Source organism: Streptomyces sp. NBC_00376 (genome assembly GCF_036077095.1).
Classification (GTDB): Bacteria; Actinomycetota; Actinomycetes; order Streptomycetales; family Streptomycetaceae; genus Streptomyces.
In genome coordinates, this window is the sequence record NZ_CP107961.1 from 293191 (window position 1) to 306231 (window position 13041).

Annotated in this window: 11 protein-coding genes and 1 pseudogene; 8 read left to right on the forward strand and 4 right to left on the reverse strand. The window is 70.4% G+C overall.

Annotated elements, in window-relative coordinates:
- Positions 1–64: 64 nt before the first annotated feature.
- The gene (locus OG842_RS41095) at positions 65–1678 is read right to left on the reverse strand and encodes a tryptophan halogenase family protein (RefSeq protein ID WP_266737846.1); all 1614 of its coding nucleotides are present in this window, start codon (positions 1676–1678) and stop codon (positions 65–67) included.
- Between the two features lie 211 nt (positions 1679–1889).
- Here OG842_RS41095 and sbnA point away from each other — a divergent pair, with 211 nt between their 5' ends.
- The 8 genes from sbnA to OG842_RS41135 all read left to right on the forward strand — a co-directional run bounded on the left by sbnA (position 1890) and on the right by OG842_RS41135 (position 9996).
- On the forward strand, positions 1890–2939 hold the full coding sequence (gene sbnA / locus OG842_RS41100) for a 2,3-diaminopropionate biosynthesis protein SbnA (protein WP_266737844.1): 1050 nt from the start codon (positions 1890–1892) through the stop codon (positions 2937–2939).
- 189 nt (positions 2940–3128) lie between these two features.
- A complete protein-coding gene (locus OG842_RS41105) occupies positions 3129–3392 on the forward strand; it encodes an acyl carrier protein (protein WP_189544967.1) in 264 nt (87 codons plus the stop codon).
- Positions 3389–4681: a beta-ketoacyl-[acyl-carrier-protein] synthase family protein gene (locus tag OG842_RS41110; RefSeq protein WP_266737841.1), complete on the forward strand. Its 1293-nt coding sequence runs from the start codon at positions 3389–3391 to the stop codon at positions 4679–4681. The genes OG842_RS41105 and OG842_RS41110 overlap by 4 nt, the downstream gene beginning before the upstream one ends.
- A 35-nt stretch (positions 4682–4716) precedes the next feature.
- Complete coding sequence (locus tag OG842_RS41115) at positions 4717–5811, forward strand: beta-ketoacyl synthase N-terminal-like domain-containing protein (RefSeq protein WP_266737839.1); 1095 nt, start codon at positions 4717–4719, stop codon at positions 5809–5811.
- A gap of 57 nt (positions 5812–5868) precedes the next feature.
- On the forward strand, positions 5869–6612 hold the full coding sequence (gene fabG, locus OG842_RS41120) for a 3-oxoacyl-ACP reductase FabG (protein WP_266737837.1): 744 nt from the start codon (positions 5869–5871) through the stop codon (positions 6610–6612).
- 35 nt (positions 6613–6647) lie between these two features.
- Positions 6648–7364: a 2-hydroxychromene-2-carboxylate isomerase gene (locus OG842_RS41125; protein WP_266737836.1), complete on the forward strand. Its 717-nt coding sequence runs from the start codon at positions 6648–6650 to the stop codon at positions 7362–7364.
- Positions 7361–8824, forward strand: a complete 1464-nt coding sequence (locus tag OG842_RS41130; RefSeq protein WP_266737834.1) for a condensation domain-containing protein — start codon at positions 7361–7363, stop codon at positions 8822–8824. Before OG842_RS41125 ends, OG842_RS41130 begins: the two co-directional genes overlap by 4 nt.
- A complete protein-coding gene (locus OG842_RS41135) occupies positions 8821–9996 on the forward strand; it encodes an FAD-dependent monooxygenase (RefSeq protein ID WP_266737832.1) in 1176 nt (391 codons plus the stop codon). The genes OG842_RS41130 and OG842_RS41135 overlap by 4 nt, the downstream gene beginning before the upstream one ends.
- A 201-nt stretch (positions 9997–10197) precedes the next feature.
- Here the strand turns inward: OG842_RS41135 and OG842_RS41140 are convergent, their stop codons facing one another.
- From OG842_RS41140 to OG842_RS41150, 3 genes and pseudogenes are all read right to left on the reverse strand, one after another.
- On the reverse strand, positions 10198–11403 hold the full coding sequence (locus OG842_RS41140) for an IS256 family transposase (RefSeq protein WP_266738129.1): 1206 nt from the start codon (positions 11401–11403) through the stop codon (positions 10198–10200).
- 356 nt (positions 11404–11759) lie between these two features.
- Positions 11760–11868 (reverse strand): annotated as a pseudogene (locus OG842_RS41145) (GNAT family N-acetyltransferase); the annotation flags it as partial.
- Positions 11869–11983: 115 nt separating this feature from the next.
- Positions 11984–12751: an NPP1 family protein gene (locus tag OG842_RS41150; RefSeq protein WP_266737831.1), complete on the reverse strand. Its 768-nt coding sequence runs from the start codon at positions 12749–12751 to the stop codon at positions 11984–11986.
- Between the last annotated feature and the right edge of the window lie 290 nt (positions 12752–13041).

The window sequence follows — 13041 nt, forward strand, 5'->3', positions numbered from 1 at the left end:
TGCCGCGCGCCCGGCAGCCGGCCGGAGAGGAGTCCCGGCTGCCGGGCGGCGCGGTGCGGCACGACTACTTGCCGTGCAGTTGGCGGAGCGCCTCGTAGGTGCTCGGCAGGGAGTTGAGGAGTTCCTGCTGCTCCTTCTTGACCTTGGTGAACATGGTCTGGGCGGCGGCCACGGACTCCGGCTTGTGGTAGAGGATCGGCAGCGGTGCGTCCGGCTCCAGACCGAGGCCGGCGAAGATGCAGTAATAGCGCTCGTTGGTCCAGAAGTTACGGAATTCCGCCTCGAAGTTTCCGTAGTACGTCGTGTCGTCGGTGGCCGCGGGATTGACCGGGAGACCCGCCTTGTACGCGTCGATCTTCTCGCGGATGCTCGGGGCGAGTTTCAGTTCCTTGTTGGCCCGCCAGAAGGGCGAGTCGGTGCGCGGCGCGAAGTAGAAGTGAGTCTGGATGAAATCGCGGGTGTCGTCGAACATCACCTCTATTTCCTTGTTGAAGTTGTCGACCAGGGCCTGGTTGAACGTCTTGTCCGGGAAGTGCTTCGCCAGCTGGTAGGCCGCGGCGGTGATGAAGTAGATGCCGGTGGACTCCAGGGGCTCCAGGAAGGCGCTGGAAAGGCCGATGCCGATGACGTTCTTCACCCAGGCGCGGCGGTTGCGGCCGACCCGGAACTTCACGTGGTTGAACTGGGTGGTCTCGGGGTCCAGGCCCCACAGCTCGCAGAACTCGGCGGTGGCCTCCTCCTGCGTGGTGAAGCGGCTGGAGTAGACGTAGCCGGTGCCGAAGCGGCCCAGCATCGGTATCTTCCAGGTCCATCCGGAGGACATCGCGATCGCCGAGGTGTACGGCTCCACGCCGTTGGCCTCGTCGTCGTGCGGCACGGCCGTGGCGACCGCGCGGTCGCACAGCAGCTGGTCGCTCATGTCGACGAAGGGCTCCTCCATCGCCTGGTTCATCAGCAGGCTGCGGAAGCCGGAGCAGTCCACGAACAGGTCCGCGTCGAGGACCCGGCCCTCCTTGGTGTGCAGGGCCTTGACGAAGCCCCGCTCGTCCTTCTCGACGCGCGTCATCTCGTCCTGGATGTGGTGCACACCCTGCTTCCCGGTGGCGAACCGGCGCAGGAAGTCCGCGACGAGCGCCGCGTCGAAGTGCCACGCGTACCGGGTGGGCGAGGTGCCGTCCAGGTGCCGCGGCGCCTTGTTGGCGTCCATCAGCGGCGCCTCGCGGAAGCAGGCGTAGTCGTACGGCTCGTCCGTCTTCCCCTCGAACTTGTTCTTGAACCAGTAGTGCGACATCGGAACGTTGTCGTGCTCCGGGCTGATGCCGAACGGGTGGTAGAAGTGGTCCGGACCGCCCTTGTCGAGCTCACGCGGACTGCTCTGGCCCTTGCCCGGAGTACGCCAGTTGATGAAGCGGACCGCCATCTTGTAACTGGCGTTGCACTCGCGCATCCACTCCTCCTCCTCGATTCCGAGGAAGTCGAAGAGAACGCGGTGCAGATTGGGCACGGTGGCCTCGCCCACACCGATGCGCGGAATGCTCGGCGCCTCCAGGACCGTGACGTCGACCGTGTTGTGGAGGGCCTTGCCGAGATAGGCGGCGGTCATCCAGCCGGCCGTACCGCCGCCGAGGATCACGACCTTCTTGATGGCGTTGTCTGTTGCGGTGGAGGTGCCCGTCATATCGAATTCCCTCTTCTTGCGGAGTTGTGGTGGCGGAACTGTGGGGATGGCCAGAATCGGCAGCTGCCCTACGGCACTTCTATAACCCGGCGGAAAAGGCCGAATGAGATCGCTGGGTGTCGGGATTTATGGAGGGCGTATAGCGCGCGGGCACAGCCTGGGGCCTGTTGATTCCGCACTCGTATCTCCCAGCAGAGGATGGCCGCATCACATGGCGAGCACAGAACGGGAGCCGGAGACGGGGCTGAAAGGCATCCTTTCCACTGTGGGAGGAACCCCGCTCGTAGAGCTCGAACGGTTGATGCCGGGGTTCACCTCGCGGGTGTTCGCCAAGGTGGAGCGTTTCAATCCCGGCGGTAGTGTCAAGGACCGCTCCGCGCTGAACATGGTGGCCACGAAGATCCGGTCCGGGGAGCTCGTCCCGGGCCGTTCGACGGTCATCGAGTCCAGCTCGGGGAACCTCGCGATCGGGCTCGCGCAGATCTGCGGCTACTACGGCCTGCGGCTCGTCTGTGTGGTGGACACCCGCACCACCCGGCAGAACATCGCGATCCTGCGGGCCTACGGGGCCGAGGTCGAGATCATCACCGAGCCCGACCCGGCCACCGGCGAGCTGCTGTCCGCCCGGCTGCACCGGGTCGCCGAACTGGTGGCGACCACCCCCGACGCCTACTGGCCCGACCAGTACGCCAATCCGCTCAACCGGCGGGCCCACGAGACCACGATGGAGGAGATCGCCGAAGCCCTCGACGGCAAGGTCGACCAGCTCGTCGTGGCCGCGGGCACCAGCGGCACGCTCGGCGGCTGCGCCGAGTACATCCGCCGGCACCACCTCGGCACGACCGTCAACGCGGTCGACGCCCTCGGCAGCGTGCTGTTCGACTCACCCGTCGACTGCGCCCGTCTGGTGCCCGGCCACGGCGCGTCCGTAGCGCCCAAACTGCTGCGGCGGTCCGACGCGGACCGGGTGGTGCACGTCGGCGACCTGGACTGCGTGGTGGGCTGCCGCACCCTGGTGCGCCGAGAGGCGATCCTCGCCGGCGGCTCGTCGGGCGCGGTCGTCGCGGCCCTGACCCGGCTCGCCCCCGGCATACCGCCCGGCTCCAACGTGGTGATCGTGCTGCCCGACGGCGGCGACCGCTACCTCGACACCATCTACGACGACGCCTGGGTGCAGCAGCACTTCGGGGACGTCGCCCACCTGTGGGACGGACCGTCCGACGCCGGGTTCGTGGGCCAACTGGCCGATATAGCCCAGTAATAGCGCGTCACCGCAGGCTTTCCTCACCAGCGAAAAGTTCCGGCGAGCAGCAACCGGGAGCAGCGCCCGGGAGCAGTTCCGGCGAACAGCACCGGAGAGCACCACCAGCGCACAGCACCAGAGATCCGAGAAAACCCGACCGGAGCAATCCCGGACAGGGAAACCCGAACCGAGACCCGGAGGCACCACATGACCACCCAGATCGCCGACCTCAGCACCGAGCGCAAGGCCGAGATCAAGGAGATCGTCTGCGACATCCTCGAACTCGAACTCGACGAGGTCACCGACACCAGCCTCTTCAAGGAGGAGCACGACGCCGACTCCCTGCGCACCATCGAGATCCTCGCCTCCATGGAGCGCAACTTCGGTCTCGTCCTGGAGCAGGCCGAGCTCAGCCGCATGGTCAACCTGGCGGGCGTGTACGCCGTGGTCGCGGAGGCCGAGGGAAAGTGAGCGGAGCGACGGGCGGCACGGCGCCGCGCACGGCCCCCCGGCACCGGGTGGTGATCACCGGGCTCGGCGTGGTGACCAGCATCGGCACCGGAGTGGACGCCTTCGCCGACGGCCTGCGGGCCGGGCGCAGCGGCGCCAAACCGATCGGCGCCTTCGACACCACCGGATTCGCGTACTCCAACGCCTGCGAGATCACCGATTTCGACCCCGAGGCGTGGCTGCGCGACATGGCCGCCGACGAGCTCGGCCGGGCCGCGCAGTTCGCGGTGGCCGGCAGCCGGATGGCGGTAGCGGACGCGGGACTCACCGAGGACGACGTACGGGCCAGGCGCACCCTGGTCTCGGTCGGCACCACCGACGGCGAGTCCCGCGACCTGGACCACCTGATCGGCCTTCAGGTCGCCGAGGGCGAGGACCGGCTCGACGCCACCGTCGCCCGCCGGGTGTGGCCCGGTCGGCTCTCCGCAGGCATCGTCCGCGAACTCGGCCTGGAGGACGTGGAGACGGTCACCGTCCCCACCGCCTGCGCGGCCGGCAACTACGCGGTCGGCTCCGGCTACGACGCGATCAGCTCCGGTGACGTCGAGATGGCGCTCTGCGGCGGGGCCGACGCCCTGTGCCGCAAGACCTTCACCGGCTTCTACCGGCTCGGCACCATCGCCCCCGACGTGTGCCGCCCCTTCGACGCCGACCGGCAGGGCATCCTGACCGGCGAGGGCGCCGGGATCCTCCTGATGGAGTCCCTGGAGTCCGCACTGGGGCGCGGCGCCCGCATCTACGCGGAGGTCCTGGGGTACGGGCTGTCCTGCGACGCGAGCCACCCGGTCGCGCCCGACCGGGACTCCATCGCACGGTGCATCACCGCCGCCCACCGCAACGCCGGCATCGAGGCGTCCGACGTCGACTTCATCTCGGCGCACGGCACCGGCACCAAGGCCAACGACGTCACCGAGGTCGGCGCGATCCGGCAGGTCTTCGGCGACGAACTGCCGCGCACCGTGTCGATCAAGTCGATGATCGGCCACACCATGGGCGCCGCGAGCGCGCTGGCCGCCGCGGCCTGCTCTCTGGCGCTGCGGGAGGGCTTCATCCCGCCCACCATCAACCACCGCACGACCGACCCCGAGTGCGCGGTCGACTGCGTACCCAACGAGGCGGTCGAGGCCCGGCTGCGGGTCGTGCAGAACAACGGCCTCGCCTTCGGCGGGAACAACGCGGTCCTGATGCTCGGCCACTGGGACGAGAACGCGGCCGAAACCCTGCCCGCCGACGCGACAGCGGCGGCCTGAACCGGCCCGACGCGGCCTGAGAGGAGTTGGACGGAATGTCAGCCGACGCGGTCACCACCGCGCAGGACCTGGTCGTTTCGGGCTGGGCAGTGTCCTCCCCGTACGGGCTGGGCCGGGACGGGTTCACGGCCGGACTGCGCGAGGGGCGGCGCGCCGTCGCCGCCCTCGACAGCGAACAGTGGCCGGTGCCCTACGACGAGGCCGGACTCATACCCGGCTTCGACATCAAGGCCGTCCTCGGCCGCAAGGGCACCCGCTCCATGGACCGGGTCACCGCCATCGCCGCCACCACCGTGGGCATGCTCCTGGAGGAGTACGGGGCCGGCCTGGCCGCCGACCCCGAGAGCACCGGCCTGGTGCTCGGCACCTCCGGCAGCGTCCAGTCGATCATGGACTTCACCCGGGACGCCCTCACCGGCAAGGCGCCCTACCTGGTCGACCCCGCCAGGTTCCCCAACACCGTGATGAACTGCCCCACCGGGCAGAGCGCCATCCGGCACACGCTCAAGGGCCCCAACGTCACCGTCTCCGGCGGCGCCGCCACCGGGCTGCTCGCCCTCAACTACGCCTCCCGGCTGCTGCGCGGCGGCCACGCGACCGCACTCCTCGCGGGCGCCGCCGAGGAGTTCTCCGTACAGCGCGCCCGGCTGGAGCACGTCGCCGACCACGGCGGCAGCGCCGCCGAACCGCTCGGCGAGGGCGCGGCGCTCTTCCTCCTGGAGAGCGGGGCGGCGGCCCGCGACAGCGGACGCACCGTCCTGGCCACGGTGCTCGGCTGCCGCTTCCGGGCCTTCAGGAACACGGGCCGTGCCTCCGCCGTGCTGAAGAGCTGCGTCGACGAGGTCCTGGCCGCCGCCGGGGCGACCCCCGACGACATCGCGATCGTCGCCCCCGGCACCCCGCCCGGCGTCTTCGGCAAGGAGGAGACGGCGGCCCTGGACGGCCTCGCCGCGCCGCGCCTCGCCGTCCGCCCCCTCATCGGCGACGCCACCGCGGCCGGTGCCGCCTTCCAGCTCGCCGCCGTACTCGCCGAGTCGGCCGCCCGCCCCGAACTGGTGGACCGGCTCGCCCTGGTCACCGCCGTCGACCGGGACGGCACCGTCGGCGCGGCCCTGCTCCGCCTCGGCTGAGAGCCCTCCGCAAGACCCCCACCCTCCCGCGCAGCACTCGCAGAAAGGGCACGCACCATGTCCGACACTCCCAGGCCGGTGGCCCTCGTCACCGGTGGATCGCGCGGTATCGGGCGGTCCGTCGTGGAGGTCCTGGCCCGCGACGGATACGACGTGGCCCTGTGCTACCAGTCCCGGACGGAAGCGGCCGAGCTCGCCGCGAAGGCGGCCCGGGAGCACGGCGCCCGCACGCTGACCGGCCGCGTCGACGTCACCGACCGGGACGGGGTGCGCGCCTTCGTCGCCGAGACCGAGAACACCCTCGGCCCGGTCGACACCCTCGTCACCGCCGCCGGAATCGTGCGGGACAGCAACCTGGCCACGCTCACCGACGACGACTGGGACGCCGTGGTGCGCACCAACCTCGACGGCACGTACAACTTCGCCAGGGCGCTCGTCTTCCCGATGATGAAGCGCCGCCGGGGCACCGTGATCACCCTCTCCTCGGTCGCGGCCCAGGGGCAGGCCGGCCAGACCAACTACTCGGCCTCCAAGGCCGGGATCATCGGCTTCACCAGGGCCCTTGCCAAGGAGGGCGGCCGGGCCGGGCTGCGCGCCAACACCGTGGCCCCCGGCTTCATCCGTACCGACATGACCGGCGGACTCTCCGAGAAGTACGCCAAGGACATGACCAGGAGCATCCCGCTCGGCCGGTTCGGGGAGCCCGAGGAGGTCGCCGAGCTGGTGGCGTTCCTCGCCTCCGACCGCGCCTCCTACATCACCGGACAGGTCTTCTCCGTCGACGGCGGCCTGGTCGTCTGACACCCCGGTCCTCCCGTCATCCCAAGGAGTTCGCCATGACCGCCCGCACCACCAAGCCGCCCCGGTTCTACTTCAACCTGCGCAGCCCCTACAACTTCTTCGCCCTCGCCGACCTGGAGCGCGACCACCCGGAGCTGCTGGACCGCGTCGAATGGCGCCCGTTCTGGGAGCCGGACCCGACCAGCGAGAAGCTCCTCGCCGAAGCCTCGCCCGGCGCCGAGTTCCCGTTCCACCCGATGTCCCGCGCCAAGCAGTTCTACATCCTGCGCGACGTGCGCAGGCTCGCCGCCGACCGCGGCCTGGCGCTGACCTGGCCGGTGGACCGCAAGCCCTGGTGGGAGCCGGCCCACCTGACCTGGTTCCTCGCCGAGCGCGAGGGGCTCGGCCGCACCTGGGTCGAGCGCGCCGGGCGGGCCCGCTGGCTGGAGGGGCGAGACATCTGCGACCCGGACGTGGTGCGCGAACTGGCCGAGGAGATCGGCCTGGACGGTGCGGAGGTCGCCCAGGTCCCCCACCACCCGCTCGTGCGCGAACAGGGCGTACGGGCACTGCTCGACGTGCACCGCGACGGCGTCTTCGGCGTGCCGTACTTCATCAACGGCAGCGAGCCGTACTGGGGCCTGGACCGCGTCACCGACTTCGCGGCGTCCTTCGGCCCCGCCACCGTCCCCGCGCCCACCGCCGCCGAGCCGCCCGCCGTGCCCGCCGCGGGCCGGACCACCGACATGAGCCACGCGGGAGGCTGCGGATGACCACCGCGACCGGCACCGACGAGCGTGCCACGGCCGGGGGAACCCTGCCGCTGACCGCCATCCAGGAAGCGATGTGGACCGCGTACCGCGTCGCACCGGAGAGCGCCTCCTACAACATCGTGATGCCGCTGCTGCTGCGCGGACCCGTCGACCCGGCCGCCATGGCCGAGGCGGTCACCGCCGTCGGCGACCGGCAGGAGCTGCTGCGCTCCGTATTCACCGAGCAGGACGGCACCCCGGTCCGCACCGCCGCCGAACGGGCCCTGGTCCGCATGGAGTCCAGGGACCTCGACGGCATCGACGAGGAGGGCCTGCGACGGGCCGCGGAAGAGGCGGGCGCCCGCCCCTTCCGCCTGGAGTCCGGCGCCTTCCGGGTCGTGCTGCTGCGCCGCTCCGACGAGGAGTGGGCACTGGTGACCGCCGCCCACCACATCGTCAGCGACTTCACCTCGCGCTGGCTGCTCGTCCGCGACCTGCTCGATGCCTACGCGGGCATCTCCACCGGCACCGCTCCGGCCTGGCGGCCCATCCCCGGCTCGTACGCCGACCACGCCGCCGAGGAACTGCGCCACATCGCCTCCGAGGCGGGGCGGCGCGGCGCGGACCGGTGGCGCGAGTCGGTCGCCGGGGCGCCCGCCGCGGAGCTCCCGCTGGACCGGCCGCGACCCGTCGTGCGCTCGCTCCGGGGCGGCACCGTGGTCCGCGTGCTCGCCCCGGCCACCGCTCAGGGGCTCGACGCGGCGGCCGACGACGCGGGCGTCACCCCGTTCGCGTATCTGCTCGGCGTCTTCCAGGCACTCACCCACCGCTGGACCGGCCAGGAGGAATTCGTCCTCGGGGTGCCCGCGACCAGCCGGATGGGCAAGGCACAGCGGGACGTGATCGGCTGCTTCCTCAACACCATGCCGGTACGGGCCGAGTTCGACGCCACCAGCACCTTCCGGGGCACCGCCGCGCTGGCCGGCGAGCGGGTGATGCGGGGCATGGTCAATGTCCGCTACCCGTGCGCCCTGGCCTTCGCGCAGGCCACCGTCTTCCGTACCGCGCTGTTCCTGGTCCAGATGGACCGGATGGACCCGCCGGTGCCCAATGTCCCGCCGGGGCAGGTCATCGGCCCGTCCGTCGCGTACAAGGGGCTGGACATCGCCCTCATCGACGTCCCGCAACAGGAGGGCCAGCTGGACCTGCTGCTGCGCATCGAGCAGACCCCCGACGGTGTCACCGCCGTCTTCTCGTACGACACCGATCTGCTCGACCGCGCCACGGTCGAGCGGTTCGCGGACGGCTACGAGCGGATGCTCGCCGCGGCCGTCGCCGACCCGGGCACCCGGATCGCCGACGTGGAACTGGCCGGACAGGACGAGACGGCCGCACTGCTCGCCCTCGGCTCCACCTCATTCGACGACGTCGCCGACTTCGACGACTTCGAATCCTTCGAGAACTCCTGGGAACACCGATGACCATGCGCATCGCGATCGTGGGTGCGGGACTCGGCGGTCTGACGGCCGCCGCCGCACTGCACCACCGGGGCCTGGACGTCCAGGTCTACGAGCGGGGGGAGGAGCTGCGCGAGCAGGGCGTCGGCATGCACCTCGGCCCCAACGGCACCAGGCTGCTCCAACGCCTCGGCCTCGGGCCGGAGTTGGAGCGCTGCGCGGTGCGCCCCGAGGCCCTGGAGGTCCGGGCCTTCCACAACGGCGCCACCGTGGCCCGCCAGGAGATGGGCGGGGCGTGGCAGGAGCGGTTCCGCGCCCCGTACTACACCGTGCACCGCGGTGACCTGCACCGGATGCTGTCCTCGCGGGTCCCCGCCGATCGGGTGCACACCGGCAAGGAGCTGGTCCGGTACGAGGAGACCGTGTACGGGGTCGTCCTGCACTTCGCGGACGGCACCGACGCCCACGCCGACGTGCTGATCGGCGCGGACGGCGTGCACTCGGCGGTCCGCCGCGCGGTCGCGGGCGCCGACACCCCGGTCTACTCCGGCAACAGCGCCCTGCGCGGTGTGGTCGACGCCGCCGACCTGCCGGACCTGGACCCCGCGCTGATGTACATGTACGCGGGCCCCTCCGCGCGCGTCCTGCTCTACCCGGTCACCGGGGGCCGGCAGTTCACCTACGTCGTGGTGACCCCGGCCGCCGAGGGCGCCGCCGAGTCGTGGACCAGCGCGGGCGACCGCACCGACCTGGACGCCGTCCTGACGGGCTGGGACCCGGCCGTGCGCGCGCTCGCCGACGCGGCGGGCGAGGTGCGCCGCTGGGCACTGTACGACCGCGAGCCGCTGGAGCGGTGGAGCACCACCCGCACCACCCTGCTCGGCGACGCGGCCCACCCGATGCTCCCGCACCACGGACAGGGCGCCAACCAGGCCGTGGAGGACGCCGTGGCGCTCGCCGTCTGCCTCGAAGGGGCGGCACCCGGCGCGGACGGAGTCGCCGCCGCACTGCGCCGCTACGAGGCGGCGCGCCGGCCGCACACCACCCGCGTGCAGCTCGGCTCCCGGACCGGGCAGCAGCCGAAGGACGCCGCCGCGCAGCGCCGCATCGACGCCGAGAGCGTCGACTGGGTCCTCGACCACGACGTCGAGGCGGCCCTCGGCGGGGCGCGGGACCGTCTTCCCCAGGCGGTCTGACGCACCGTCCGGTGGCCTTCCACCGAACCAGGGACCCCTGGCGCTCTCCCCGCGCCAGGGGTCCCTCGCGTCTTGGCCCCGTTCTCCCGAAGCGGCCGCGAAGCATCGTCGGGGTCGGCTTCAGGTCGCACAAGAGCAACTGGCTGTGGTGCAGGCTGGGCCGGGTGTGTCAATTTAACGGCTGATCTTGGTTGTTGAGGTTCAGTTGTTGGCCGGGGTGAGCCGGCCCTCGAAGGTGATCTGGAACGCGTTGAGGGGTGCCTCCCAGCGCATGGCCCACCTCTTGCGGCCCTTCCCCGTCGGGTCCAGGCTCATCAGCGCCATGTAGACGCACTTGAGGGCGGCGGCCTCGTTGGGGAAGTGTCCGCGGGCCCGTACGGCCTTGCGTATGCGGGCGTTCACGGACTCGATCGCGTTCGTCGAGCAGGTGGCCTTTCGGATCTCGACGTCAAAGGAGAGGAAGGGCACGAACTCGGCCCAGGCGTTCTCCCACAGCTTGATGATCGCCGGATACTTCCGGCCCCAGGCTTCCTGGAACTCCCCGAACCGCTCTGCCGCCGCGTCTTCGTTGGGTGCGGTGCAGACGGGCTCGAGGGCCTTGGCGACCTTGTCCCGGTCCTGGCGGGCCGCGTGACGGAAGCTGTTGCGCAGGAGGTGAACCACGCAGGTCTGGACAATCGTTCGAGGCCAAACGGCCTCCACCGCCTCGGGCAGGCCCTTGAGGCCATCGCAGAGGAGCATGAGCACATCGTCCAGGCCGCGGTTCTTCAGCCCGGTGAACACGTGCAGCCAGCACTCGGCGCCCTCACCACCGTCGCCGGCCCAGATCCCCAGGATGTCCCGGGTGCCTTCGACGGTCACCGCCATCACGACGTAGACCGGCCGGTTCGCGACCTGCCCATCCCTGATCTCGACGTTGATGGCGTCCACGAACAGAACCGGATGGACACGGTCGAGTGGCCGGTTCTGCCATTCGGTCATCCCCTCCATCACCTTGTCGGTGATCGTGGAGATGGTCTGCTTGGACACCTCCGCCCCGTGGACCTCGGCCAGGTGCGCGGAGATCTCCCCGTGGGTGAGGCCCTTCGCGGACAGGGAGAGCACCCTTTCGTCCACGCCGGACAGGCGGCGCTGCCGCCTCTTGACGATCTGCGGCTCGAAGCTGCCGGCGGTGTCCCGGGGCACCCTGACCTCGACCGGGCCGACGTCGGTCAGCACGGTTTTCGCACGAGTTCCGTTGCGGCTGTCGCCGCTGTTCTTCCCGGCCGGATCGTGCTTTTCGTAGCCAACATGGTCGGTGATCTCGCCCTCCAGGGCCGACTCCACCACCCGCTTGGTCAGCTGCTGCAGCAGCCCACCCTCACCGGTCAGCTGCAGGCCCTCGTTGCGGGCTCGGTCGACCAGCATCGCGACGAGCCGTTCGTCCGATGCGGCCGACGGCACCGCACCACCGCCCGGCTCCTCGACGGACTCGTGCTCGATCCTTGTCCCGCTAACCTGGCGTCTCTCCTTGATCAGCAGATCCGCCGTTGATTAGACACTCCCTGCCTTGGCCCACCGACGCGCCAGCGTGCTATGGGCCCTCCTGCGCGACCACCGGGTCTTCACCCCCGCTCCACCGCTCGCACAGGTGGCTTGACTTCGTCATTGAAACTCCTGGTGGAAGCGGGCGATCTTGGTCGAGAACTCGTCTACCAGGGAGCTTCGTCGTTCCGCAGAACCGTCCAACACGCGGCCAGCACCGTCAGGTTGGAAAAGGCTCACTGGCCGGTAATGCCCTGGGCGAGCATCCAGCGGGCCGCGTCGTCGCGCAGGCGGACAAGAGTGGATGAGGTCGGCGTCGTCGGCACGGCGGAAGTGCAGATCATTCACGTGGCGATCCTCGCACGGGCAGCCGAGGCGCTGCCGATGCCGCCGGCTGGACCGGCGCCGCGCCGTGTCGCTCCCCCGCCCTGCCGAAGAGCGCGACACGGACGGCGCCGCACCGTCAGGCGTTGGGGTCGAACGAGATGCCGGCCGGCTTCGCCTTCGCCAGGTGGGCGCTGAAGTTGCCGTCCTTGAGACCGAAGACTGCTTTCCCGAAATCGGCCTGGCTCAGCTTGTCGCGGAGGCCCGCCGGGTAGCCGTTCCAGCCGACGAGGCTGGGGTACTGCCAGCTGTGTTCGTGATTCTCCGGCGGCTCGTCGTTGGTGTTAGCGGGACGGAAGCAGTGCGTGCTCAGGCCGTCCTTGTGGTAGACGATCTTGGGGTGTGTACCGTCCCACCGGATCTGGTCGCGGCCGTAGATGTTGAAGTTTCCGTGAGCGGAAGTGGAGACGTACTGGGCCTGGTTGTTCTGCACCCAGACGACGATGTGTTCCCAGTCATGACGGTGCCCGCCCAGCCCGCTGCCCGCCACGGCCTGGTCCTTCTCGAAATAGAGGCCGTAGATGATCGCGCACCAACCGTTGTTGCACGTGTAGCGGGCGTACCCATTGGTGTTGTCCAGGTCCCCTGCGTCACGACACTGTCCGTTGAGCGCACCGCTCGGGTTGAGGCCGGGGGCAATCGTCCCGTCGGATCCGATGGCGGCAGTGGGGTAGCAGCCGTCCGTGTCGTAGTCGAGAGCCGGCTGGAACGTCTGCTCCAGCACTTCCGCGGCAGCGGGCAGGGCCGAGGGCGGAGCAGCGAAGGCGCCGCCCGGGAAAGCGATGACGAGCGCGAGTGCGCTGCCCAGGGTCAGCGACACTCTTCGAATGCGCGAACTCGTGTTCAACTGCGTCCTCCTGATGGGCCGCGGCGTGGGGCACGCGACGGGATTGGCATGCCCATATCATATCCCTGGAACCGCCATCTTCTCCGCGCTGAAAGGAGGTTGCCGGACGTGCGTACGCCCACGGGGACGAGCACTGCGGCGGCGGGGCAGCGGCCAGGTCCGCCTGGCCGCTGCCCCGCTTCCGCGTACCGGCACCCCACCACCGGCCCGCCATCCGCTCGTGCAGGTGACGTGACCTCAAGTGCCAAGTGGCGGCCCGTGAAGCGCAAGTCGCGCCTCACGCGGGGAGC